The 25,129-nt window shown below is 73.7% G+C and carries 11 protein-coding genes; 3 read left to right on the forward strand and 8 right to left on the reverse strand.

Going from position 1 to position 25,129, the window contains the following annotated elements:
- Positions 1 to 8: 8 nt before the first annotated feature.
- From DDQ41_RS08455 to DDQ41_RS08475, 5 genes are all read right to left on the reverse strand, one after another.
- Entirely contained in the window at positions 9 to 1,373 is a 1,365-nt protein-coding gene (locus DDQ41_RS08455; protein WP_109293935.1) for a YcaO-like family protein, read from the reverse strand.
- Between the two features lie 743 nt (positions 1,374 to 2,116).
- Positions 2,117 to 3,613 (reverse strand): helix-turn-helix transcriptional regulator, encoded by a 1,497-nt coding sequence (locus tag DDQ41_RS08460; RefSeq protein WP_262508394.1) that lies wholly within the window; start codon positions 3,611 to 3,613, stop codon positions 2,117 to 2,119.
- Positions 3,614 to 4,890: 1,277 nt separating this feature from the next.
- Positions 4,891 to 5,997 carry a peptide chain release factor 2 gene (gene prfB, locus DDQ41_RS08465; protein WP_109293936.1) on the reverse strand — a complete coding sequence of 369 codons (1,107 nt, stop codon included), beginning with the start codon at positions 5,995 to 5,997 and terminating at the stop codon, positions 4,891 to 4,893.
- A 274-nt stretch (positions 5,998 to 6,271) separates the two neighbouring features.
- A complete protein-coding gene (locus DDQ41_RS08470; protein ID WP_109293937.1) occupies positions 6,272 to 7,501 on the reverse strand; it encodes a serine/threonine-protein kinase in 1,230 nt (409 codons plus the stop codon).
- A 156-nt stretch (positions 7,502 to 7,657) separates the two neighbouring features.
- Positions 7,658 to 9,439 (reverse strand): serine/threonine-protein kinase, encoded by a 1,782-nt coding sequence (locus DDQ41_RS08475; protein WP_109293938.1) that lies wholly within the window; start codon positions 9,437 to 9,439, stop codon positions 7,658 to 7,660.
- A 413-nt stretch (positions 9,440 to 9,852) separates the two neighbouring features.
- Between DDQ41_RS08475 and DDQ41_RS08480 the strand changes: the two genes are divergently transcribed.
- On the forward strand, positions 9,853 to 13,938 hold the full coding sequence (locus DDQ41_RS08480) for an FtsK/SpoIIIE domain-containing protein (protein ID WP_162602636.1): 4,086 nt from the start codon (positions 9,853 to 9,855) through the stop codon (positions 13,936 to 13,938).
- 185 nt (positions 13,939 to 14,123) lie between these two features.
- Here DDQ41_RS08480 and DDQ41_RS08485 read toward each other — a convergent pair whose 3' ends face one another.
- The gene (locus DDQ41_RS08485; protein ID WP_262508395.1) at positions 14,124 to 15,995 is read right to left on the reverse strand and encodes a glycosyltransferase; all 1,872 of its coding nucleotides are present in this window, start codon (positions 15,993 to 15,995) and stop codon (positions 14,124 to 14,126) included.
- 503 nt (positions 15,996 to 16,498) lie between these two features.
- Positions 16,499 to 17,116, reverse strand: a complete 618-nt coding sequence (locus tag DDQ41_RS08495; RefSeq protein ID WP_172607601.1) for a TetR/AcrR family transcriptional regulator — start codon at positions 17,114 to 17,116, stop codon at positions 16,499 to 16,501.
- Positions 17,117 to 17,466: 350 nt separating this feature from the next.
- Between DDQ41_RS08495 and DDQ41_RS08500 the strand changes: the two genes are divergently transcribed.
- Positions 17,467 to 18,390, forward strand: a complete 924-nt coding sequence (locus tag DDQ41_RS08500) for an ABC transporter permease (protein WP_109297619.1) — start codon at positions 17,467 to 17,469, stop codon at positions 18,388 to 18,390.
- Positions 18,383 to 19,240: an ABC transporter ATP-binding protein gene (locus tag DDQ41_RS08505; RefSeq protein ID WP_262508396.1), complete on the forward strand. Its 858-nt coding sequence runs from the start codon at positions 18,383 to 18,385 to the stop codon at positions 19,238 to 19,240. Before DDQ41_RS08500 ends, DDQ41_RS08505 begins: the two co-directional genes overlap by 8 nt.
- 464 nt (positions 19,241 to 19,704) lie before the next feature.
- On the opposite strand, the gene DDQ41_RS08510 is transcribed toward DDQ41_RS08505, so the two are convergent.
- A complete protein-coding gene (locus tag DDQ41_RS08510; protein ID WP_109293940.1) occupies positions 19,705 to 24,648 on the reverse strand; it encodes an NAD-glutamate dehydrogenase in 4,944 nt (1,647 codons plus the stop codon).
- Positions 24,649 to 25,129: the final 481 nt, after the last annotated feature.

Genomic DNA, 25,129 nt, shown 5'->3' on the forward strand with positions numbered 1-25,129 from the left:
GTTCTCTCCTAGGCGAAGGGCTGCGGGTGGGGGTTGAGTTCGTGTTCCGGGTGGCTGGTGAGCCCCATCGCGACCGGTGCCCGGTAGAGCCGGGGGTGCGCCAGGTAGCGGTTGCGGTGCACGAAGGACAGCGGCATCAGCTGGGGTACGACGACCCGTACCGAGCGGAGCCCGGCGCGCCGGGCCTCGTCCGTCGTCAGCTCCACGGCGATCACCTCCGCTTCCACCGCGGCCAGCCGCTCCACCAGCCAGGACAGCTGCCGTTCCGGAGGGCCGGCCGGCGCCCGCGGCAGATCACCGGGCACCCGGGTGGCGCGCTGCCCGCCCAGCAGGAAGTCGAAGGCCCCGCGCCGCTCGGGACGCCCCATGTGGATCGCGCCGTGCAGCACACTGGTGAAGTCCCGCGGGTCCCCGGGGACGCTGTGCGGGGCCTGCAGGGCGATACGCGAGGAGGCCGCCTCCCGGTAGATCTTGCGGATGACCTCGGCGGGGTCGGTCCCGGTCGCACACATCACCAGCTGGCCCAGGGTGTCGTTGTGGTCGCTGAGCACGACCGCGTAGACCGTGGGGACGCCCACGTCCGTGGTGGCGTCGTAGAAGCGGTACTCGACGAAGCCGTCCCTGACCCGCCGGTGCTGCTCCCGCAGGGACGGCTCGCCGGTGACGTCGATCTCCGGCAGTTCGAGGCGCTGGAGCCACACCATTGCGATCGCGTCGCGTTCGATCGCCTCGCAGACACCGTTCACCAGCGCCTGATGCAGATCCGAGTGGATCGCGCAGCCGGTCGAGATGGGGTTGGCGATCCGCTCCCCCATCGCCTCGTGCGCGGTGAACAGCCAGACGTAGGACGCGGGGATCCAGACCGGGCGGCCGCGGGTGAGCGACCAGCCGCGCACCCAGCGCTGCGGCAGCGAACCGTCGGGGCGGATCAGCCAGTTCGCCTCGTCGGACAGCTCCGTCTCCGAGCAGCGCGGGAGCGCGTCCAGGTCGACCGCCTCGTCGCCGAGTTCGTCCGCGGTCGCCCAGCGCACCAGTTGCGGCTGGTAGAAGGAGTTGGTGTAGCGCTCCAGGGCCTCGGCGACACTGATCAGCCGGGCCCGCTCGGCGTCGGTTCCGCCTCCGGCGCCGTCCAGCCCCTGAGGTTGGGCGGGGGTGTCGGACCAGAGGGCGGTGGGGTCGCCGATGGACGAGACGAAGACCGAGTACGGGGGCTCGCCCGGCAGGTTGGGAAGGAGCTGGGACCCCCGCACCGGCCGCCCGGCGGGCCCGACGACAGCCTCCAGCCGCCGGAGCCCTGCGAGGTCGTCCTCCGTCGCGCCGTCCCCCCGGTCCGCGGCGGCGGTCCGGTCGTCCCTCGCACATGCATCCAGCACTGGCTGCCTCCTGTCATCTGCGTGCGCAGCGATCGGCTGAAGCCAACCGGTGGGCCGGTGGGGGAGGCATCACGCGTCGGGGGTGAAACGCGTTCCGGGGGCCGGACGGGATGAGGGTGACGGAGCATCACCCGCCGTACGGGGCGCCGAGGCGAGCGCCCTCGCGCCGGCGGCGGCGCACCGGACGTCTGCCGGGCAGCACGACACCCGGCAGCACCGCACCGGACACCCGCCCCGGCGACCGGGCAGCACGGCCCGGGGCAGCGCGGCCCGGGGAAGCACCACACCGGACACCCGCCCCGGCGACCGGGCAGCACGACCCGGGCAGCACGACCCGGGACAGCACGACCCGGGCAGCACGACCCGGGCAGCACGACCCGGGCAGCACGGCCCGGCGACCGTGGCAGCACGGCCCGGGGCAGCACGGACACCCGCCCCGGCGACCGGGGAAGCACGGCCCGGGGCAGCGCGGCCCGGGGAAGCACCACACCGGACACCCGCCCCGGCGACCGGGCAGCACGACCCGGGCAGCACGACCCGGGACAGCACGACCCGGGCAGCACGACCCGGGCAGCACGACCCGGGGAAGCACCACACCGGACACCCGCCCCGGCGACCGGGGCACCACGGCCCGGGCAGCACGACCCGGGGAGCACGGCCCGGGGAAGCACGGCCCGGGGAAGCACGACCCGGGGAAGCACGACCCGGGGCAGCACGGCCCGGGGCCGGCGGGCCGTGGGGGGTCAGCCCCGGGGACTGATCAGGCCTCGCTCCGCGGCGACCCGGACCGCGTCGCGTCTGCGGCCGACCTGGAGCTTGCGGTAGATGGCCTGTACCTGCGTCTTGACGGTGTTGAGGGACACGTGGCGGCGGGCGGCGATCTCGTCCAGCGTCAGGCCTTGCGGCAGCAGCCGCAGGACGTCGAGTTCGCTGCGCGTCAGCGAGTCGGCGGCCGCATACGGCCCGGAGCCCGTTGCGGCCTCCTCACCGGGGGGCAGCGGAGCGGGTGACGGACGGGGTGACCCGGCGGGTGACCGGACGGGTGACCGGGCGGGTGACCGGGTTGCGTCACCCGCGGGCACCCGGGGGGACGCTCCCCCACCGACGCGCCCCAGCCCCGGCGGGAGGAGGATGCCGCCCCCCGGCGCGGGCCCCGCCGCGTGGGCCTGCGCGGCTGCCGCGTACCTCCGGGCGGCGGAGGTCGCACCCATGTCCTCGTACCAGCGGGCCGCCTTGTTCAGCAGGCGGCTCACCTCGGGCCAGCCGTACCGCTCGGCGAGTTCCCTCGAGAGCACCCCCCGCATCAGCGGGTTGGGCAGCCGGTAGGTCCACTCGTCGTCACGCACCAGCAGGTCATGCTCGGTGGACAGTCTGCGCAGCACCCGGTTGAGGTCGGCCCGGCCCGTCAGGGCGCGCAGCAGGGACGCGCTGAACCCGCCGAGCAGACTGGTGCGCAGCAACACGTCCTGGTCGTCCGTCGGCATCGGGTCGAGCAGTTCCGAGAGCAGGAAGTCGGAGCAGTGGCGGATGGCCTGGGACCACCCCTCGAGGCAGGAGTGGGGATCGTTGCCCCGTACCGGGTTGACCGAGGCGTAGCGGACCGCCAGGGCCCAGCCTCCCGAGCATCGGACCACGGCGGCGATCTGGTCGTCATCGGCCCCCGCTCCGTGCGCCCGGAACAGCTCGGCCGTCTCCGCATGGGTGAACGCGAGGTCCGCGCCCCTGATCTCGGTGAGTTCGCCGCCGGCGCGGAGCTTGTGGAGCGGCAGGTCCGGTTCTCTCCGGCTGGCGAGCACCACGCTCAGACCGCCCGGTGCGTACCGGGCGAACTGCAGCAGCGCACTGCGCGCGGGCCCGGGCCTCAGCTCGTGGAAGCCGTCGACGACCAGGACGAGCGGATGCGGATGCCCGGACACCTCGTCCAGCAGGGCCGGCACACTCACCCCGTCGCCGAAGCGGAGAGCCTCGCCGCCCCGGGAGGCGGTGGCACGGGTCAGGGCCGCGGCGAGATGGGTGAGGAGCCGGGGGACGTGGTTGTCGTCGGCGTCGAGAGTGAGCCACGCCGGCTCGCCGAGCGGCAGTGATCCGGCCCAGGAGGCCAGGAGCGCGCTCTTGCCCGCCCCCGGCGGACCGACCACGACGGTGAGCCGTCTCGTCACTCCGCTGTCGAGCGTCCGGAACAGTCGGGGACGGTCGAGAAGGGGGCCGAGCACGGGCGGTATGAGTCGTGTGTGGAGCACGGAATGGGCGCCTTCTGCGGAGGACCCGCTGCCGCTGTGCCCGACCATCCTTGCCTCTCCTGCGAATCGTGGCAGTGCTTGGCGGAACGTCCGTCGTCAACTGCTTCCGGTCGCCCATGGGTGGGGGTGGCGATCCGATGACGCCGCTGCCGCACAAACAATAAGCAAAACTTCCCTCCGTGGCGGCATTTCCTGAACTTCTCTTTGTCAACCGAAGAGACTTCGCTTAAGGAACCATGCCACCGGTTTAGGATTCATCCATTTCCCGTTCCACGTAAGTTCGGGCATGCCGCATTCCCGCCCGCCCGCACCCCTTGATCCGATTCGACTCCCGGACCGGACACACTACGGAAAGTACCCGACCGGAAGCAAAGCGTGCCAGACGGCGGCCGTGCAGGCCCGATTCACCCCGAATGAGCGGGCGCTGTTATGCATTCCCTGTGAATCTATCAATTCCTCGGACACTACGACGCCCACCTAATACCATCCGGTTCCCCACGGTAGGCGATGAGATCGCGGCCGGCTACCGCGGCGTTCGGGCCGGAGCGATCACCTGCCGGCAGATCGCATCAGCAAATCCCGCGCACGATGCCCTATATGACGGTCCGGCAGGTCCGGCCACACGGCACCGGGGGGACGGTCGAGAACGATTCCGGCTTCATACGCGTCCCGGAATGCCGCACAGCGACGCGGCGAAACGGGCTGCCGAAGGCATAAGTGACCGCGGGCACACAGGGCGGATAAGGAAGCGGATGCCGCGCATCCGTCGCTGCCGGCGCGACCACGCGGGGGCGCCGATCGTCGCGAGCACCTCTGTGTGAAGAGGTGCGGACGTGCAGCCCCGGCGCAGCCGGCCCACGGTCGCACCAACGGCTTGCGCCCGGATTCGAGAATCTATCCGTGAGCGTTTGTCCGCGCATGGTGAACTCTGCTTCCTTGAGCAGGAATTGAGTTTACGCAAGCGGCTTGCCGGATGCGCCGCCTGCGGTGTGGCGGCAGCCACAGTGCCTGCGCCGGCACGGGGGAGCAGGGCACACGCACTCACGCGGACGCCTGGGCAGCGGGCCGGCCGGGGCAGCGGGCCGGCCGGGCCACCGGTCCGCGGAGGGGCCTTCGGTCGGCGCGCCCGCCAGGGCCAGGGCCGGGGCCGGGGCCCGGGGCCGGGCACCGAAACCACGGACCGAAATCGGTTCTGGTTCCGGTTGGCGGTTCCGGAACCGCGAACGGCCGTGCCTCCCCCGCGGGGGAGGCACGGCCGTCGCGTACAGCTGCTACCGCTACTTCTCCCGCTGCTTCCGCCAGCGGATGCCCGCCTCCAGAAAGCCGTCGATCTCGCCGTCGAGCACCGACTGCGGGTTGCCGACCTCGAACTCCGTACGCAGGTCCTTGACCATCTGGTACGGGTGCAGGACGTACGACCTCATCTGGTTGCCCCAGGAGTTGCCGCCGTCGCCCTTGAGGGCGTCCATCTTGGCCTGCTCCTCCTGGCGGCGGCGCTCGAGGAGCTTCGCCTGGAGGACGTTCATCGCGCTCGCCTTGTTCTGGATCTGGGAGCGCTCGTTCTGGCAGGAGACGACGATGCCGGTCGGGATGTGGGTGATGCGGACCGCCGAGTCGGTCGTGTTGACGCCCTGGCCGCCCGGACCGGAGGCGCGGTAGACGTCGACGCGCAGATCGGACTCGTCGATGTCGACGTGGTCGGACTGCTCGACGACGGGGAGGACCTCGACACCGGCGAAGGACGTCTGCCGCCGGCCCTGGTTGTCGAACGGGGAGATGCGGACCAGGCGGTGTGTGCCCTGCTCCACCGACAGGGTGCCGTAGGCGTACGGCGCCTTCACGACGAAGGTGGTCGACTTGATGCCGGCCTCCTCCGCGTAGGAGGTCTCGTAGACCTCCGTGCCGTAGCCGTGGCGCTCGGCCCAGCGCAGATACATGCGCTGGAGCTGCTCGGCGAAGTCGGCGGCGTCGACCCCGCCGGCCTCGGCCCGGATGTTGACCAGCGCCTCACGCTCGTCGTACTCGCCGGAGAGGAGGGTGCGGACCTCCATCTCGTCCAGCGCCTTGCGGACGGCCTCGAGCTCGGCCTCGGCCTCGGCGCGGGTGTCCGGGTCGTCCTCGGCCTCGGCGAGCTCGAAGAGCACTTCGAGGTCGTCGATCCGCCCGCGGAGCGCCTCCGTCTTGCGGACCTCGGCCTGCAGGTGCGAGAGCCTGCTGGTGATCTTCTGCGCCGCCTCGGGGTCGTCCCAGAGGGACGGCGCCGCCGCCTGCTCCTCGAGCACGGCGATGTCTGCCCTCATCCTGTCGAGGTCCAGGACGGCCTCGATCGACCCCATGGTCGAGGAGAGGGACTTCAGCTCTTCGGATACATCGACGACTGCCACGCGTCCAAGGGTAACGGCATCGCGCATCACGCCTGTCGCGCCTGTCGCGTCCGAGGACGACGGGCACCCGGCACCGGCACCGGCACCGGTCACAGGGCACAGGTCACCGGGTCACCGGGTCACCGGGTCACCGGGTCACCGGGTCACCGGGTCACCGGGTCACCGGGAAGAGGCTGCGACCCGGCCTACCGCCCTGACCCGGCTCCCGCCCCGGCCTCCGTCCCGGCCTCCGCCCGGGCTCCGGCCGCAGGCGCAGGCGGGGCCGGGAGCCCGGTCAGGGCTGCGCCGGGGCCGACTGCTCGGAGTCCACGGGCGGTGCGGGGCTGTCGCCGCCGCTCGCCGCCAGCCAGCCGCCGACGCCGGCCGCCGCGGCCAGCACCAGACCCGCGACGCCGAGTGTGATCCGGCGCCTGCGGAGGGCCCGGTGCCGGGCGGAGCCGGGGCGGCGCTGGCCGGGTGTGCGCGGGGCGCGGGCCGTGCCGCGGGCGCCGCCCGCCAGTTCGTCGGGGCCCGGCACGCGCATCGAGGTGTGGGTGTCGCGGTTGGCGTCCGTGGCCGAGCCGCGGACCAGCGGGACGGCCCCGCGGCGCCGAGGTTCGGCCGGCCGCGCCGCGTACTCGGTCTCCTCGTACGGCTCGCCGGGCCCGGCGTCCGGCTCGTCCACGTCGAGCGGCGGCATCCCCGCGAGCATCGGCAGCAGGTCGTGCAGCCGCGCGGCCAGTTCGGAGGCACGCAGACGGGATGCGGGCGCCTTGGCCAGGCACTGGACGACGAGCTGCCACAGCTCGTCCGGGACACCGGGGAGCGGGACGACGGTCTCCGTGACATGGCGGCGCAGTACGGCGCCCGGGTGCCCGCCGCCGAACGGGGTGAAGCCTGCGAGCAGCTCGTACAGCACGGTCGCGAGGGCGTAGATGTCCACTGCGGCGCGCGGGGGCAGGCCCTCCACGATCTCCGGGGCCAGGTAGTCCGGCGTACCGATGATCTTGGTGGCCCTGGTGCGGCGGGGCGTGTCGATCAGCTTGGCGACGCCGAAGTCGGTGAGCAGTGCGGGATGGGCGCCGCCGGGACCGAGCGGGCCCTCCATGTCCAGCAGGATGTTCTCCGGTTTGACGTCGCGGTGGACGACGCCGGCGGCATGCGCCGCGGCCAGCCCCTCGGCGACGTCCGCGACGATCGCGACGGCGGCCGCGGGCGCGAGCCTGCGCTCCCGGTCGAGCCTGGTCCGCAGATCGGTGCCCCGGACGAGGTCCATGACGAGGGCCAGGTCGCTGCCGTCCACGACGAGGTCTCGCACGCCGACGACGCGGGGGTGGTCGAGTCCGAGGAGGGCCGTGCGCTCCCGTACGAACCGCCCGACCAGCTCCTGGTCGGAGGCGAGGTCCTCGCGCAGCAGCTTGATGGCGACGGGGCCCTCGGGCCCTTCGCCGAGCCACACCGTGCCCGCACTGCCCCGGCCCAGGATCTGATGGGCCGCGTACCGGCTGCCGATATTCCGTGCCAAGACTGCTCCCTCAGCGGCTGGCGTTGCCCATCAAACTACGCGGATGTCGGGGGCGTCGTGCCCCGGAGGCGCCAACCGTCACCTCTGCGGGGCTTTTTCCCCCGCAGAAGTCGACATGACGACGGAGGTCACGATGGTGGGATCGTGCGCGGCGGGCTACTGGCCCGGGCCGAGGCCCGAGTCCGCACCGGTTCCGGACGTGCCTCCGGCCAGCTCCGAGATCCAGTCGGTCACGCCCGACACGGCGTCACCGATGGCCTGCCAGTAGCTCTTGCCCTGGGCGATCCAGTCCTGGAGCGGTGTCAGCTCCCAGATCAGCCAGCCCGCCACGAAGAGCAGCAGCAGTGTGAACAGGCAGCCCTTGAGGCAGCCGAGACCGGGGATGCGCATCGGGTTGGCGCTCCGCTGCCGGGGCGGCCGCGGCTCGCGCGGCGGCCGCTGGGAGGCCTGGCGGGGCGGCTGCTGCCGCGGCGCGCTCCGGCGCTGCGGCTGCGGCTGCGGCTGCGGCGGGTAACCCTGCTGCGGGGGCGGGGCGTACGGCCGCTGCTGTTGCGACTGCTGTTGCTGCTGTTGCTGCTGTTGCTGCTGCTGAGGACGGCGGCCCTGTTGCTGATACGGCTGCTGGTACTGCTGCTGGTACGGCTGCTGCTGCGGGGCCGGCCGGCGCTGCGGACGGCGGCGCAGGGGGTCCTCACTCGGGTCCAGGTACTGGACCTGGGTCTGCTCGTTGCGGTCCCGGGCCGCCTGCAACTGGGACTGCCAGGGGTGCGGTCCGTCGCTCTGCGGCGGGCCGGCGTCCTGCGGCGGTCCGTCGGGGCGCGGGGGCACGGGCGGCATGACCGCGGTCCGGTCCCCCGCGGCGCCGGCGGGGCCCGACTGCGGAAGAACGCTGGTCGCGGCGTTCGGGTCGTACGGGTCGCCGCCCTGGTGCAGCGAGGCGGCGTTGTGCGGCAGCACCTGGGTGGGATCGGCCGCGCCCGGCATCCCGGGGACGGTGGCCGGCGACGGGTCCGGTGCGAGCAGGGCCCCGACGCCCTCGGCCGCCTCGATCTGCGCGGACGTGGCGTGCACCCCTACACCGGCGGCGACGACCCGCAGGCCCCGGGCCAGGTTCACGGCGCTCGGCCGCTCGGCCGGCTCCTTGCGCAGACAGCGCTCGATGACCGTCCACAGCGGGCCGGGAACGGTGGAGGGGCGCCGGGGCTCCTCGCTGAGGTGGCGGTGGAGCACCTCCAGTGCCGTGCCCCCGCCGAACGGCGGACGGCCCGTGACCAGCTCGTACAGCATGATCCCGGCGCCGTAGACGTCCACGGCGGACGTCTGCGGGCGGCCCTCGGCGGACTCGGGCGCCACATAGGCCGGGGTGCCGACGAACTCGTGCGTACGGGTCAGGCCCGGGGAGTCGGCGAGGCGCGCGATCCCGAAGTCGGTGAGCATCGGGTGCATCTCGCCGCCCCGTTCGGCGAGCAGCACATTGGCCGGCTTGAGGTCGCGGTGGACCACGCCGTCGTCGTGGCTGGAGGCGAGCGCGTCCGCGATCTGGGCGGTGAGCAGGGCGGCCGCGACCGGGCTGAACGGCCCGTTGTCGCGGATGTAGCGGTGCAGGTCGGGGCCGTCGACGAGATCCATGACCAGGGCCAGGACATCGCCCTCCACGACCAGGTCGCGGGTGCGCACGATGTTCGGGTGGGTCAGCCGGAGGAGGACGGACCGCTCGCGCAGGAAGCGCATCACGATGTCCGGGTCGTTGGCGAGCTCCTCCTTGAGGACCTTGATCGCAACCGTCTCGCCGGGCACGGCCGCACCCGCGCCCGCGGCCTCACTCCCCCCGGGTGCCGCAGTGCCGGGGGAGCCCCCCATACGGGCCCGCCAGACGGTGCCCGTGGCGCCGCGGCCGAGCGGCTCCTCGAGCACATACTTGCTCCCTACCGGCCGCACGTCATGCGCTCCCTGCTGATCGTCGATGGAACGTCGTTCCCCGTGGTTCCGTCTCCCCGGTCCATGGTTGGCTCCGTCCGGGTGTCGGACCCACTGTAGTGCCGCCGATCGGGTCACCGGGGTGATCAGCGGATCGGCGACTAAGACGCCGGGAGCGCCCCGGCGGTTGCCGAACGGCCGTCTGCCGGACGGCAGAGACGATCCCAACCAGGCACTTTTGCGGCCAGAGCAGGCCAATCAAGATCACTTACGGGTGGGGGCGGGGCGCGTTGTCCGTGGCGGATGCGAGGATGCCTCCAGCACGGAGCCGCGGGGCCGGGAGAGCCCCTCGGCCGTGCCGACCTGCCGGGTGGGGGGAATCACAGGGCGGCTCCCCTGCCGGGCACCCCGCGCAGAAGGGACCGCTGACGGCGATGCAGATCCGGCTGACCGTCCTCGCGCCGCGCAGCGGCCAGTCCTCGCAGGGCGCCACGCGCGCGAGCGACGTGCTCGTCACCGCCCCCGCGGGTACGGCGCTGGCGGCGGTCGCCTCGGCACTGGCCGCGGCCGCGTCGAGGACGGAGGCACCGTCGTCCGGGTCGGTCGTTCTCTACGCGGGCCGGGAGCGGCTCGACGCCCGGCGGTGCACGCTCGGCGAACCGCCGCTCGTCGACGGGGCGGTGCTGTCGCTGCACGCTCCGGGCGAGGACGAGGCGGCGGACCACGAGGGTGCGGCGGAGCGGGCGCAGCTCCATGTGGTCGCAGGGCCGGACGCGGGCGGGGTCCACCTGCTGCACGAGGGCCGCATCCGGATCGGGCGCGCGGCAGAGGCGGACGTGCCTTTGGACGACCCGGACGTCTCGCGGCTGCACTGCGAGGTCACGGTCGGCGGGGACGGCGTCGTCACGGTCGCGGACCTCGGCTCCACGAACGGCACGACGCTGGACGGCGCGGAGGTCGGGCGGCGCCCGGTCCGGCTGGGGCCGGGCGCGCTGCTGCGCATCGGCGAGTCCGCGCTCCGGCTGGCGGCTTCCCGGGGTTCCGCCTTCCGCCCGGCGCCGGGTTCCGCCTCCCCACCTGATCCGGGTTACGCCTCCCCACCTGATCCGGGCTCCGGTTCCGGCCCGTCGGCTGCCGGTGCCCCGGTGCCGGACCCGTCCGGTGCCGAAGGCCGTACGGTGATCGCTCCGGACGGCGAGGGGCATCTGCGGGTGCGCCGCCCCGTACCGCGCCCCACATCTGCCGGAGACCTCCCGGACCGGGTCCCGTCCTGGGCACGCGACCGGGCGGCGGGCGACCGGGCGGCGGGCGACCGGGCGGCGCACGAACAAGCGGCACACGAACAGGCGGCACACGAACAGGCGACTGGGGAACGAGTAGCTGGGGCACGGGCGGCGGAATTCGGGGAGACCTCGCCACCGGCCTCGCTCCGGGGCGGCGGCGCGTTCCACGGGCGGGCGGACGCACTGGCTTCGGGACCCTCGGCCGGGGTGCGGGGCGGCCACGGCGCCGCACCGGCCGACGGCGCCGGAGGGCGACCGGGGGCAGCGGGCCCGGACCGGGCGGACACCGATGGGCAGTCGGGAGAGGCGGGCCCGGACCGGGCCGCGTACCCCGGCCACCGTCTTCCGGGCGGCTCCTCCGCCGTCCCGGGAACCGGCCCCGGCCGTCCCGGCCGGGGCGCGCCGACCGCGGCCGCTCGCCCCTCGGACGTCCCGTACGGCGAGGCCCGTGCGCCGGGCGGCTGGACCGGGTACGGCGAGGACGGCGGTCGGGACCCGGCGCGGCACGGCCGGGACGGCGGGCACGGGGCGGGCGCCTCCGACGCCGGACCGGCGGGGAGCACCCCGTACGGCGACCGGTCCGGCAGCGTCGCTCCCGGACCCGCACCCCACCCCGGGCCGGCCACCCGGGGCGCGCTCCGGGCCACGGACGGCGTCCCCCAAGCCGGAGACCTCGCGCCTGGCACCGGCACCGGCACCGGCACCGGCACACCGTACGGAAGGGGCTCCGACGCGGCCCCCGCCGGGCACGGCGGCCACCGTGCGGGCGCGTCCGCCACCGGTGCGACGGCGCGACCCCCGCACGGCACCAAGCCCGACCGCCCGACCGCGTCCGGCGCCACCACACACGGCACGGGAGTGGCTGACGGCCTCGGTACCGGCGGGGGCGCCCCGGCGGGCCCGGACACCGGACGCGGCGGGCGGCGCAGGCGCGGCATAGGCGCCTGGGCGCGGCGACTCGCCGGGGGCCGCGACGAGCCCGGCCTCCCGCAGGCGGACGGCACGAGCCTGCCCGGCGCGGCGGAGCCCATCGCCGAGATCTGGCCCGATCCCGCCGCCGTGCTGCTCACCGCGCTCGGCCCGGGACCACGGCTGTGGGAGCGCGACGCCCGCCATCCCGAGTCCCTCGTCGTCCGCCTCGGCACGGCCGACCGCGCGGACACCCCCGCCGTGCCCGTCACCGTCGGCCTCCGGGAGTCGGGATCCCTGGGCCTGTCCGGGCCCCGGTACCGCCTCATGGGGCTGGCCCGCTCCGTCGTCGCCCAGGCCGCCGCGCTCCACTCGCCGGCGGACCTGGAGATCGTGCTGATCAGCACCGACCGCGCCCGGCCGCTGGAGGAGCGCAAGGAGGCGTGGGGCTGGCTCGGCTGGCTGCCGCATCTGCGGCCGGCCCACGGCCAGGAGTGCCGGCTGCTCCTCGCCTACGACTGCGACCAGGCCACCGCCAGGACGGCCGAGCTGACCCGGCGGCTGGACGACGGGCCGCTCGGCCCGGGCTGGCCGAGCGCGGAGCGCGGCGCCGTCGAGACGGCGGCGGCGCGCCACACCGGGCCGCGCACGCTCGTGGTCCTGGACGGCGACCCCGGTTCCGCCGCGCTGCGCGAGACCACGGCCCGCCTCGCCCGGGGCGGGGCGGCCGCCGGTATCCATCTCGTCTGCCTCGCCGAGACCCCGCCCGCCTCGCCGCTCTCCCCGGTGGCGGCGACGTACGAGGAAGCCTGTGCGGCGTCACCGGCATTCCGGGAGTGCGGTGCCGTCGGACTGCTCAGCGGCGATGTGGCCACGGCGTTGCGGCTGCTGCGCACGGCCGCGGGGCACCCGGCGGGCCATGGCACGGTCGCGGCGGTGGACGGGGTGTCGGCGGCGTGGGCCGAGCGGTTCGGCCGTGCCCTGGCGCCGCTGCGGGCCGACGGGGAGGCCCCGCCGCCGGGCAGGGCGGCGGCCCCGCTTCCCCGGTCGGCACGGCTGCTGGACGAGTTGGACCTCGCCCGGGCCACCCCGGCGTCGTTGATGGCCCGCTGGGCGTCGGCGGACCCGGGCACGGCCGTGCTGGGAGCCGGGCCCCGGGGACCGGTCGCCGTGGACCTCACGTCGGACGACCCGCATCTGCTCATCGAGGGCCCGTCGGGCAGCGGCCGTACGGAGCTGCTCCGCACGATCGCGGCCTCGCTCGCGGCCGGAGGCCGGCCGGACCGGCTCGCGCTGCTGCTCGTGGACGGCGCCGGAGGCGAGCGCGGTGAGGGCCTGTCGGCGCTGATGGAACTCCCCCACGTCGCCGAGCTTCTGGTCGCCGCCGACCCCCTGCGGATGCGCGAGTTCGCCCGGGCGCTCGGCGCGGAACTCAGGCAGCGGGCGGAACTACTGGGCCGGGAGGCGTTCGAGGAGTGGCACACGCGCCGAGAGGTCGCCGAGCGGCTGATCGGTCAGCGACCGCCCGGCGCCGCGGAAGTCCGAGCCGAGGCGACGGCGGAGGCGGTGGCGAGAGCGGACGGAGGGGCGGAGACCCGCGCGGACCCGCGCGGTGCTCTGGAGCCGCCCCCCGGCGGCACGCTCGGACTCCGCCCGGCGGACGGCCGTTCGCGGACGGGGGTGACACGGGCGACGGAGGCGACACGAGCGACGGAAGCGACACGGGCGACGGAAGCGACGGAAGCGACACGAGCGACGGAAGCGACACGGGCGACGGAGGCGGCGGGGGAACCCGGGCCGCTGCCCCGGCTCGTCGTCCTCGTCGACGACTACGACGCACTGGTCGCACCGGCGCTCGGCAGTCCGGGCCGCCCCGCTGCGGGTTCGGTCGTCAGGGCGCTGGAGGCGGTGGCCAGGGACGGGCGGCGGCTCGGCGTCCACCTGGTGGCGACGTCCGCCCGCCCGGACCGCACGGCGGACACCGAACTGGCCCGCGGCACCCGGCTGAGGGTGGTGCTGGAAACACCGGCCATGGCACCGGGCCCGGGAGATCCGGCGCCCGGACGCGGCAGACTCGCCCGCCCGGACGGGAGCGTGACACCTTTCCAGGGCGGACGGGTGACGGGCCGTATCCCGAGGACGGCGACCCTGCGCCCCACGGTCGTGGAGCTGGCGTGGGAGCGGATGGGTGACCCGCCGGCCCGCCGGCCCGTGCGCGAACTGGGCAACGGGCCCACGGACCTCGCCCTGCTCGCCAGTGCCCTGGACCGTGCCGCCCGCTCCGTCGACGCCCCGCCGGTCCCGCCACTGACCCCCGCTCGCCACTGACCCCCGCCGGTCCCTGGCTCCGGCCGCCCCTGTCTCCGGCCGCCGGGGGACGGGTTGAGCGTGCAGGAGGCCGCCCGCCGAAGGCGGCTCGGCACGCCCGGGCCGCGCGCGCCGAAGACCGATTCCGGTCAGCACGGCGAGGACGCGTCGCGTGATGCGGGAGGGAACAGGGCCCACCGCGGGCCTCAGGCCCGTTCCGCGCGGCGGGGCCCGGCCGGCAGCCCGACCGGCATGACGGCCACGACCAGTGCGTCGCCGCCGTCGGGGCTCACGTCCAGCCGGTACGGGCGCAGCCCCCGCAGGGCGTGGACCTGCCGGGGCGCGGTTCCGGGCGCCACGGCGGCGGTGTGCTCGGTGCCGAGGAGCGCCGTGCTCAGCCCGATCCGGGTCCGGCCCGCCGGGAACGCCTCCGCGGGGATCCGCACCTCGATCTCCGTACCGGCTCCGCCGGAGGCCGGCCGCAGCAGCACGCTGCCGGCCTCCGGGCAGCCGGTGAGCCGCACCGGCCCGGCACCGAGGGTCCCGAGGTGCGGCAGCGGGGTACGGGCGGTGACGACGAGGGTGTGACGGGCGGGCCCGGTTCGCCGCCAGTCCGCGGAGACGAGATCGGTGCGCAGCGGCGGGGCACCGTGCCCGGCCTCGTAGCGCAGCACCGTGACCAGCCCGGCCTCGTCATCGGCGCGTACATAGGAGAACCGGAGCCTGAGCCCGGGCCGCAACGCGGCGAGTACGGAGTCCCCGAGGTGGTCGGCGACCAGCCTCCGCACCCCGGCGAACACCCGTCGGCGTACCGGTTCCGGTGCCCTGAGGAAGGCGGGGCCGGTCAGGACGTCACCTTCGTGGGCGAAGTGCCGCAGCAGGTAGCCGTCGCCGAGCGGGCCGGGGCCGGTGAAGCGGGCGGTGACGGCCATCGCCGCGGCCGTCCCGCGCAGCAGGCCCTCCAGGCCGCCGGGCTCCGCCGCGGCCGCCGCCAGGGCCGCCGAGGAGTTCCGCGTCTCGGGGCCCGACCGGCGCCCCCGGCCCGGCGCCGCGGCCCCGGCCCCGGCGAAGCGGTAGTCGTAGTCGGCCAGCACGGCGACGCTGCGCGCCCGGAAGAGCGCTTCGAGGGTGAAGACCTGTTCGGCGAGGCCGGCCGGCACGTCTTCGACGAACCGCAGTCCATGGCGCACCAGTGGCTCGCGGCGGAACAGCTTGGCGGCGGACAGCTCCCAGGCCAGCCCGGGGTCGTCGAGGGCGACGCCGTGCCGGGTGCGGCGGAAGACGGCGGCCCCCGAGGCCGCGGTCTTGGCGTAGACGACGTCGTGGCCCCGGCTGTCGGCCGCGTCGACCAGCCGGGCGAGCGCCTCCCGGCCGAGGAGGTCGGCCGCGTCGAGGAAGAAGAGGTATCGGCCGCGTGCACAAGCCAGGGCCTGGTTCACGGTGTCGGTGCGCCCGGCCGGGCACAGTTCCGCAGCGGAGAGCGGCCCGGCCGCGCGCAGATCCGCAGACGACAGCGACCCGGCCGCGCCGGACGGGATCCACAGCGGCTCGTGAGGACGGTGCGGCTCATGGGAACGGTGCGGCTCATCGAGACGGTGCGGCTCATGGGAACGGTGCGGCTCATACGGCTCATACGACGGGTAAGGCAGGTGAGGCTCATGCCGCTGGTGCGCCGGCGCCGGTCCGGTATCGCCCGGCGGCGACCGGAACAGGGCCGTCCGAGCGGACCCCGGCGACATCGCGGCGGGCGGTGCGCAGCCGTCGGCCGCCGACTGCCGGTGAGCACCACCGGCGGAGTGCCCGTACGGCGCGGGCCGGTACTGGTCGTCGGCCGCGCGCCCGTACCGACCCGCCGCGGACGGCCCGGCGCCACCGGCCGGGGGCCGCTCCGGCACTCCCGTGACCAGTACCTCGATCCGGGCCGTTCCGATGGTCTGGCCCGCGAGCGAGCCCAGGGAGCGGCCGAGGCGCGGCATCCCGTCGTCGCGGACCGCGACCACGACGGTGACGTCGGGCGACTCCGCACCGTCCGGAACCTCGGGGACGGCCGGGATCCCGGCCGTGCTCGATGGGTTCATGGCGACCTCCACACCCGCGGGCGCCTCCGCGCCCGCCCTCCACGGCAACGACCCGCGCACGGAGGGAGCTACGCGCCGAGCGGCCGATCACCCACCCGGTGGAGCGCGACTCGGGCGCGGCTCGGGGGCGCGGCGGGCGCGAACCGAAGCGGGCACGCCGGCCGCTGTGCGCGGTTGCGTACCAGCCGGGGCGACGCACCCCGGCATCCAGCGCCGCCCAACCACAGTGCAGCCGAATGTGCGGACACGGGTACGAACACAGCCGCAGCCACAGCCACAGCCACAGCCACAGCCACAAATGGGGCGGCAGGTCCACGGCTCGACGGCAGCCGCACACCACACCCGACACTTCCGCCACACCCGACACGCACGACCGGCCCCTCGGCCGCGGAAGCGGGCGCGGGCTGATCGCCGGCCTCCGCGCTCCCGCCGCGCGGGGCGGTTCCCCCGGACGCACCCACCGGTCCGGCACCCCCGGGCCGCGACCGCGCCGGACCCGCGCGTCAGCCGCGGGTGAGTGCCGCGACCACCGATGCGGCGAGATCGTCCAGGTACCCCGGGGGCAGCTCACCGCGCACGACGACGAGCCGCCAGTACAGGGGGCCGAGGACCAGGTCCGTGACGCGATCCGGGTCCGCCGTCTCCGGAAGCTCTCCCCGCCCGACGGCGTCCCGTACGACGAGCGCGGCGACTCCCTGACGGCCGTCCAGCAGCGCGGCCCTGATCGTCTCCGCGATCTCCGGGTTGCGGGCGGCCTCGACCAGCAGGTCGGGGATGACCTGGGAGGCGACGGGGTGGCGCAGCGCATGCGCGGCCACTTCGAGAAGTGCGCGGACGTCCCCGTACAGCGAGCCGGTGGCCGGAGCGGGCAGGCCCTGGGCGGCGACGGCCGAGACCAGGTCGAGGACGAGGGAGAGCTTGGACTTCCAGCGCCGGTAGACGGCGGTCTTGCCGACACCCGCCCGGCGGGCGATGCCCTCGATCGACATTCGGGCGAAGCCGACCGCGGCGAGTTCCTCGAAGACGGCGGCGCGGATCGCCTCGGTCACGTCCTCCCGGAGCACTGCGGCTCCCGCGGGGGCGCGTCGGGCGCGGGGGTCCGTGGTCATGTCCAGCAGCATACCCGTGACGACGAGACGGTTGCGTTCCGACGTCGATCGGTCCTACTCTCACCGTAGCGACGAAACGGGTCCGTCCCCACGCGTATCCATCGTCCCCGTGCGCCCGTCAGACCACTGCGCGCCCGTCGGCCGACGGGCGCCGCGCCACCGACCTGCATCCGCCGACCGACGGGCGCACACGACCCGGTGTCCGGGCTGTGGCGGATGCCCCGCGCACCGGCCGGATGTCCGCGCACCGGCCCGGTGTCCGGGCTGTGGCCGGGCCCCTGCCGCCCCGGTCACAGCCCGGACACCGGGCCTCCGTGCCGGCCGTACCTCCCGACCTCGGCGAAGGCGAGCGAGTGACCAGCGTGATCAGCCCGACGGCCAGGCCGTCGGAACCACCGGCGAAGGACTCCACCGACCTCGGCGACCTCGGCGACCTCGCCGCCCGGCACGGTCTGACCGTGAGCGGTGCGCGGCCGCCGCTCGGCACTTACATCGCACAGCTCTGGTCCCGGCGGCACTTCATCACCGCCTTCGCCACCGCGCGGCTCACATCCCAGTACAGCCAGGCGAAGCTCGGCCAGCTCTGGCAGCTGATGACCCCGCTGCTCAACGCGGCCGTGTACTACTTCGTCTTCGGCGTGCTCATGGGCACCGCGAGGCGCATCCCGGACTTCGTGCCGTTCCTGGTCACGGGCGTGTTCGTGTGGACCTTCACGGCCAACTCCGTCACCGCCGGCACCCGTGCCGTCTCGGGCAGCATCGGCCTCGTCCAGGCCCTGCACTTCCCCCGCGCCGCGCTGCCCATCGGGCTCGCCCTGCAACAGCTCCAGCAGCTGGCGTTCTCGATGGGCGCGCTGTCCGTGATCCTGATGTGCTTCGGCGAGTTCCCGAAGCCCTCCTGGCTGCTGGCCGTGCCCGCCCTCGCGCTCCAGGCCGTGTTCAGCACCGGCATCGCGATGGTGGTCGCCCGACTCGCCGCCCGCACCCCGGACATCGCTCAGCTGATGCCCTTCCTGCTGCGCACCTGGATGTACGTGTCCGGCGTGATGTGGAGCATTCCCATGGTGCTCAAGCGCCTGGACCTGCCCGAGCCCGTGGTGCTGGCCCTGCGCTGCAACCCCGTGGCCGTCTACATCGACCTCGTGCGCTTCGCGCTCATAGACGGCTACACCGGGGCCCAGCTGCCGCCGCACGTGTGGGCGCTCGCCCTCGGCTGGGCCGTACTCCTCGGAGTGGGCGGCTTCGTGTACTTCTGGAAGGCGGAGGAGGAGTACGGCCATGGCTGAGACGGCGACCGACCCGGCGCGTCCGGCACGTCCGGCACGTCCGGCGCGTCCGACGGACACCACCCCGACCGGGGCAACCCCGGCCGGCGGGACCCCGACCGTCGTGGTGGACGACGTCCACATCACCTACCGGGTCAACGGCGCGAGGACCGGCCGCGGCGCCGCCACCGCCGCGCTGAGCCGTATCCTCACCCGCCGCCCAGGCCGGGACGGCAGCCGCGAGGTCCACGCCGTCAAGGGCGTCAGCTTCGCCGCGTACCGGGGCGAGGCGATCGGGCTGATCGGCTCCAACGGCTCCGGCAAGTCCACCCTGCTGAAGGCGATCGCCGGCCTGCTCCCGACGGCCGGAGGCAGGATCTACACCCGCGGCCAGCCTTCGCTGCTCGGGGTCAACGCCGCGCTGATGGGCGATCTGACCGGCGAGCGCAACGTCATCCTCGGCGGCCTCGCGATGGGCATGACCCGCGACGAGATCCATGCCCGCTACGAGGACATCGTCGACTTCTCCGGGATCAACGACAAGGGCGACTTCATCTCGCTGCCCATGCGGACGTACTCCTCCGGCATGGGTGCCCGGCTGCGCTTCTCCATCGCCGCGGCCAAGAGCCATGACGTCCTGCTGATCGACGAGGCGCTGGCGACGGGCGACGCCGCCTTCCAGCAGCGCAGCCGGCAGCGGATCGCCGAGTTGCGCGAGGAGGCCGGGACCGTCTTCCTCGTCAGCCACAGCAACTCCGCGATCACCACCACCTGCGACCGGGCACTCTGGCTGGAGTCCGGGACGCTGCGGATGGACGGCCCGGCGAAGGAAGTCGTCGCGGAGTACGAGGCCTTCACCCGGAAGAAGTAGCGGGGCACCCGCCGGGCCCGGGTCCTCGGGATCCCGGGTCCCAGCCGTAGGGCCCCGGAGCGGGGCCCGGCGGTCCGCGTTGCTCGGTCCCGGCCGCGGTCCGCCTCACCTCCCGGCACACCGGCCGGCGCCTCGCCGCGCTGCCGGCCCGGAGGCTGCGGTCGGCCGGGCACGACGGTCGACCGGGCATGACGGTCGACCGGGCATGACGGTCGACCGGGCATGACGGTCGACCGGGCATGACGGTCGACCGGGCATGACGCGCGAGGGGACGACATGGCACCGGAGGTGCACAGAAAGGCGCTGGAGAACACCGAAAGAACACCGAAGAACGCTGAAGAACGCTGAAGACACCGAAAGAAACCGAAAAGCACTGAAAGGCAACGAAGGGGGCGCCCACCACGACGGTGGACGCCCCCTTCACCCACAGGGACAGCGGGTCGGCTCAGCCGCCGGGAAGCCGGTCAGCTGGGCGTGCGCAGCAGCTGCCGCATCGTGCGCATGGCGACCGAGAGGTTCGCCAGGTCGAACGTGTCCGACCCCTGGATCTCCTCCAGTGTCATCCGGGCACGGCCCAGGATCGACGCGTTCCTGCCCTCCCACGCCTTGAAGCGCTGCTCCGGCGTCGCGGTCCCGTTGCCCACGGCGAGGACGTCGGCGGTCAGGGCGGCGTGCGCCGAGTAGAGGTCCTCGCGGATGGAGGCACGGGCCATGGACTGCCAGCGGTCGGCCCGCGGCAGCTCGATGATCCGGTCCATCAGCTCGGTGATCCGCAGGCGGTCGGCCAGGTCGTAGTAGACCTCGGCGACGGCGAGCGGGTCCTTGTCCGTACGGTCGGCGATGGCCACGATGTCGAGCGTCGGGAAGGCGGACGAGAATCCGGCGACCCGCGTGGCCAGCTCCTGGGGGACGCCCTCGACGGTGAACTCCTCCAGCAGCCCCTCGTACCACTCCAGGTCGGCGCCGCTGAGCATCTTCGGCAGCTCGGCCCACACCCGGTCGACCCGGGACGCGAAGAAGTCGATGGTCTCCGTCAGCTCCAGCGGCTGCGGCCGGTTGCCCAGCAGCCAGCGGGTGCCTCGCTCGACGAGACGGCGCGAGTGCAGCCGCATCCGGATCTGGACGTCGGCGGCGACCCTGGTGTCCAGCGCCTCCACGGCGTCCCACACCTCACCGAGGCGGAAGATCGCACGGGCCGCGGTCTGCGCGCGGACGATCTCCTCGATCGACGCCCCCGTCTCCTCGCGCAGGCGGTGCAGGAAGGTCGAACCACCCGTGTTGACGGTGTCGTTGACCAGCACGGTCGTGACGATCTCGCGGCGCAGCGCATGGCCGTCGACGGCCTCGGGGAACTTCTCCCGCAGCGGCTCCGGAAAGTACGCGTGCAGCAGTCCCCGCAGATACGGGTCGTCCGGCAGCGAGGTGCCGATCAGCTCCTCGGCCACCGTGATCTTGGTGTAGGCGAGCAGGACGGCGAGTTCGGGCTGTGACAGGCCGTGCCGGTTGTTGAGCAGCTCGCGGATCTGCCGGTCGTTGGGGAGGAACTCCAGCGCGCGGTCCAGCGCGCCCTCCCGGCCCAGTCGGCGCATGAAGCGCTGGTGGGCGTGGAGCAGGCTGGGCGACTGCGCGACGGCGTTGGCCAGGGCCACGTTCTGCGCGTAGTTGTTGCGCAGCACCAGCCCGCCGACCTCGTCGGTCATCTCCGCGAGGAGCCTGTTGCGCTGCTTGACGGTCATGTCGCCCTCGGCGACCAGGCCGTTCAGCAGGATCTTGATGTTCACCTCGTGGTCGGAGGTGTCCACGCCGGCGCTGTTGTCGATGGCGTCGGTGTTGACCCGGCCGCCGCCGCGTGCGAACTCGATGCGGCCGAGCTGGGTCAGGCCCAGGTTGCCGCCCTCGCCGACGACCTTGACCCGCAGCTCGTCGCCGTCGACGCGGATGGCGTCGTTCGCCTTGTCGCCGACGTCGGCGTTCGACTCGCTCGACGCCTTGACGTAGGTGCCGATGCCGCCGTTCCAGAGCAGGTCGACCGGGGCCTGGAGGATCGCCTTCATCAACTCGGCGGGCGTCAGCTTCGTCACCCCGGACTCGATGCCGAGGGCCTCGCGGACCTTGGCGTTGACCGGGATCGACTTGGCGGTCCTGGGGTGGATGCCGCCGCCCGGTGACAGCAGCCCGGTGTCGTAGTCGGCCCACGAGGAGCGGGGCAGCTCGAACAGCCGGCGGCGCTCGGCGTACGAGACGGCAGAGTCCGGGTCGGGGTCGACGAAGATGTGGCGGTGGTCGAAGGCCGCGACCAGCCGGATGTGCTCGGAGAGGAGCATGCCGTTGCCGAACACGTCACCCGACATGTCGCCGACGCCGACCACGGTGAAGTCCTGGGTCTGGGTGTCGTGGCCGAGCTCCCGGAAGTGCCGCTTCACGGACTCCCAGGCACCTCGGGCCGTGATGCCCATGCCCTTGTGGTCGTAGCCGGCCGAGCCGCCGGAGGCGAAGGCGTCGCCGAGCCAGAAGTCGTAGGCGATCGCGACCTCGTTGGCGATGTCGGAGAACGTCGCCGTGCCCTTGTCCGCCGCGACGACCAGATAGGTGTCGTCGCCGTCGTGGCGCACCACGTCGCTCGGCGGCACGACCTCGCCGCCGACCATGTTGTCGGTGATGTCGAGCAGTGCCGAGATGAACGTCCGGTACGAGGCGATGCCCTCGGCGAGCCACGCCTCGCGGTCCGCGGAGGGGTCGGGGAGCTGCTTGGCGACGAACCCGCCCTTGGCGCCCACCGGCACGATGACGGTGTTCTTCACCATCTGCGCCTTGACCAGGCCCAGGATCTCGGTGCGGAAGTCCTCGCGCCGGTCGGACCAGCGCAGGCCCCCGCGGGCGACCTTGCCGTAGCGCAGGTGCACGCCCTCGACCCGGGGCGAGTACACCCAGATCTCGTACGCCGGGCGGGGCGCCGGCAGGTCCGGGATGGCCTGCGGGTCGAACTTCATCGACACATAGCCGTGCCAGGAGCCGCCCGCCGCCTGCTGGAAGAAGTTGGTGCGCAGCGTGGCCTTGATGAGGGTGAGGAAGGAGCGCAGGATCCGGTCCTCGTCGAGCGAGGCGACCTGGTCGAGCGCGGCGTCAAGCTCCTCCAGCAGGGCGTCTGTCAGCTCGGTGCCGGCCCGCTGGCGGTCCGGGGCCATCCGGGCCTCGAACAGGTTGATCAGCAGCCGGGTGGTGTGGACGTTGTTGAGGAGGGTGTCCTCCATGTAGTCCTGGCTGAAGGTGGACCCGGCCTGGCGCAGGTACTTGGCGTACGCGCGCAGCACCGTCGCCTCGCGCCAGGTGAGCCCGGCCCGCAGCACCAGCGAGTTGAACGTGTCGTTCTCGGCGGCCCCGGTCCACACGGCCGAGAAGGCGTCCTGGAACCGCTCGCGGGCGTCGTCGCCCAGGAACTCCCCGCTGTTGCCCGGCGCGGTCGGCATGCGCAGACCGAAGTCGTAGACCCAGCCGGTGGTGCGGTCCGCGCACCGCAACTCGTACGGGCGCTCGTCGATGACCTCGACGCCGAGGCGGTTGAGGACCGGCAGCACCGACGACAGCGAGACCTGCTCGCCGAACCGGTAGATCTTGAAGCGGCGCTCGCCGGGCGCGGCGCCCACCGGCTCGTACAGCGACAGCGAGAAGTCGTTGCCGGACCGGGTGAGCTGGTCCAGGTGCGCGAGGTCGGCGACGGCGGCGCGGGGCGAGTGGTCGGCCTTGTACCCCTCGGGGAAGGCGCCCGCGTACTTGCGCGCCAGTTCGGCGGCGCGCTCCTCGCCCAGTTCCGCGTTCAGCGCCTCGGTGAATCCGTCGGCCCAGGAGCGGGCCGCCTCGGCCAGCCGCGCCTCCAGACGCTCCTTGTCGGCGTCGGTGAGGTGCGTCAGCTCCGTACCGGACGGCACGCGCACCACGAAGTGCAGCCGGGTGAGCACCGACTCGGTACTCATCAGGGTGAAGTCGGCGCTGGTGCCGCCGAGCTCCTCCATCAGGATCCCGGTCAGCCGCTCGCGGACGGTGGTGTTGAAGCGGTCGCGCGGCAGGTAGACGAGGGCGGAGTAGTACCGGCCGTACTCCTCCTGGCGCAGGTACAGGCGCAGCCTGCGGCGCTCCTGGAGGTACAGGACGGAGGTGACGATGGAGCGCAGCTCGTCGACGGGCGTCTGGAAGAGTTCGTCGCGCGGGTACGTCTCCAGGATCTGCAGCAGGTCGCGGCCGTCGTGACTGTGCGGAGAGAACCCCGCGCCGTCGAGGACCTCGGCCACCTTGCGGCGGATGACCGGGACGCGGCGCACGGACTCGGTGTAGGCGGCGGACGAGAAGAGGCCGAGGAATCGGCGCTCGCCGATGACGTTGCCCTCGGCGTCGAACCTCTTCACACCCACGTAGTCGAGGTAGCTGGGGCGGTGCACGGTGGCGCGGCTGTTGGCCTTGGTGAGGATCAGCAGCTTGTGCTCGCGGGCCTTGGCCCGGGCGTCGGCGGGCAGCCGGTTGAACGAGGGGCTCACGGGGTGCCCCTGGGAGTCGGCTCCGGCGTGGTGCGGGTCGGAGCGGAGGATACCGAGGCCGGTGCCGGGCACCGCGGACAGCGCGTCACCGTCGACCAGGTTGTACTCGCGGTAGCCGAGGAAGGTGAAGTGGTCGTCGGAGAGCCAGCGCAGCAGCTCCCGCGCCTCGTCGACCTCCTCCTCGCGCAGATCGCCCGGGATGGGCTCCCGCGGGAGTTCCTCGGAGAGGCGCAGCGCCGCCTCGCGCATCTTCTCCCAGTCCTCGACGGCCTCACGGGCGTCGGACAGGACCCGCAGCAGATCGGCGGTGATCTGCTTGAGGTCGGCCCGGTCGGTCTCCCGGTCGATCTCGACGTGGATCCAGGACTCGACGAGGGCGTCGTGGGGCAGTGCGGCACCGTTCGGCTCGCCGCCGAGGACCTCGATCATCCTGCCGGTGACATCGCGGCGGACCACGACCTGCGGGTGGATCACCACATGGATTCCGCGGCCCTGACGGGACAGCTCGTTGGTGACCGAGTCGACCAGGAACGGCATGTCGTCGGTGACGACCTCGACGACCGAGTGGCTGGACGTCCAGCCGTTCTCCTCGACGGTCGGGGTGTGCACCCGGACGTTGGCCGTGCCCTGCGGGCGGTTCTCCGCGAGGCGGTAGTGCGAGACGGCTGCTCCGAAGACGTCGACGGGGTCGCGGTCGGTGAGGTCCTCGGGTGCGGTGTGCAGATAATAGCGCTGGAGGAACGCGAGGAGGTGGTCCCGGTCAGGGCGCTCCCCGCTGTCGGCCCCGGTCGGAAGTCGCCCCCCGCCCGGGCTGTGCTCAGCTACCCGGGCCGCCCTTTCGAGCAGCTCGGCCTTGGCTTCGTCCAGCTTGGTCTGCATGTCCTCTGGCTCCTGTCGCGCGCCGTTGCGTGACGTAGGTGGAAAAGATGGCACAGCGCCGCGACACGGGGTCTCCGCTCGGGGTCGGCGCCGCGCCGGGATGGGGGATGTCCGGGCCCTGGTCGGCCCGGGTGGGCGTCCGGCCCGAGAGGTGACCGCGCAGGCCCCGGCCGAACCCGGGTGCGCGGGGAGGATCAGCTCGCACCCGGCCGCCGTGGCGTCCCGGGCGCGGTACCCCGGCAGACGCCGGGTGTTGCCTCCGGGGGGCTTCGCTGCCCCCTCGGCGTATCGCGCTGATCACGCGTCCAAGGCTATCGCCCCGTACCCCTGACCCGTCATGAGCCGTATGTGTACAAAAGCGGGGCCGGAAGTTTGACACTCTGGACAGCGACACGCGCCCCCTTGGCAAACAGCCGTGTGCACGGCAGTTTGACCCCGGAAGGGCCGAAGGCCGACAAATCCACAAATCCATACAGGGGAG

Origin of the sequence: Streptomyces spongiicola, from assembly GCF_003122365.1 — a bacterium.
In the GTDB taxonomy this organism is placed as follows: Bacteria; Actinomycetota; Actinomycetes; order Streptomycetales; family Streptomycetaceae; genus Streptomyces; species Streptomyces spongiicola.

Bases quoted from the DNA above. Each gene is read 5' to 3' on its own strand.
- DDQ41_RS08510 (WP_109293940.1), bottom strand. From the start codon at position 24,648: ATGCAGACCAAGCTGGACGAAGCCAAGGCCGAGCTGCTCGAAAGGGCG.
- DDQ41_RS08505 (WP_262508396.1), top strand. From the start codon at position 18,383: ATGGCTGAGACGGCGACCGACCCGGCGCGTCCGGCACGTCCGGCACGT.
- DDQ41_RS08495 (WP_172607601.1), bottom strand. From the start codon at position 17,116: ATGCTGCTGGACATGACCACGGACCCCCGCGCCCGACGCGCCCCCGCG.
- DDQ41_RS08485 (WP_262508395.1), bottom strand. From the start codon at position 15,995: ATGAACCCATCGAGCACGGCCGGGATCCCGGCCGTCCCCGAGGTTCCG.
- DDQ41_RS08480 (WP_162602636.1), top strand. From the start codon at position 9,853: ATGCAGATCCGGCTGACCGTCCTCGCGCCGCGCAGCGGCCAGTCCTCG.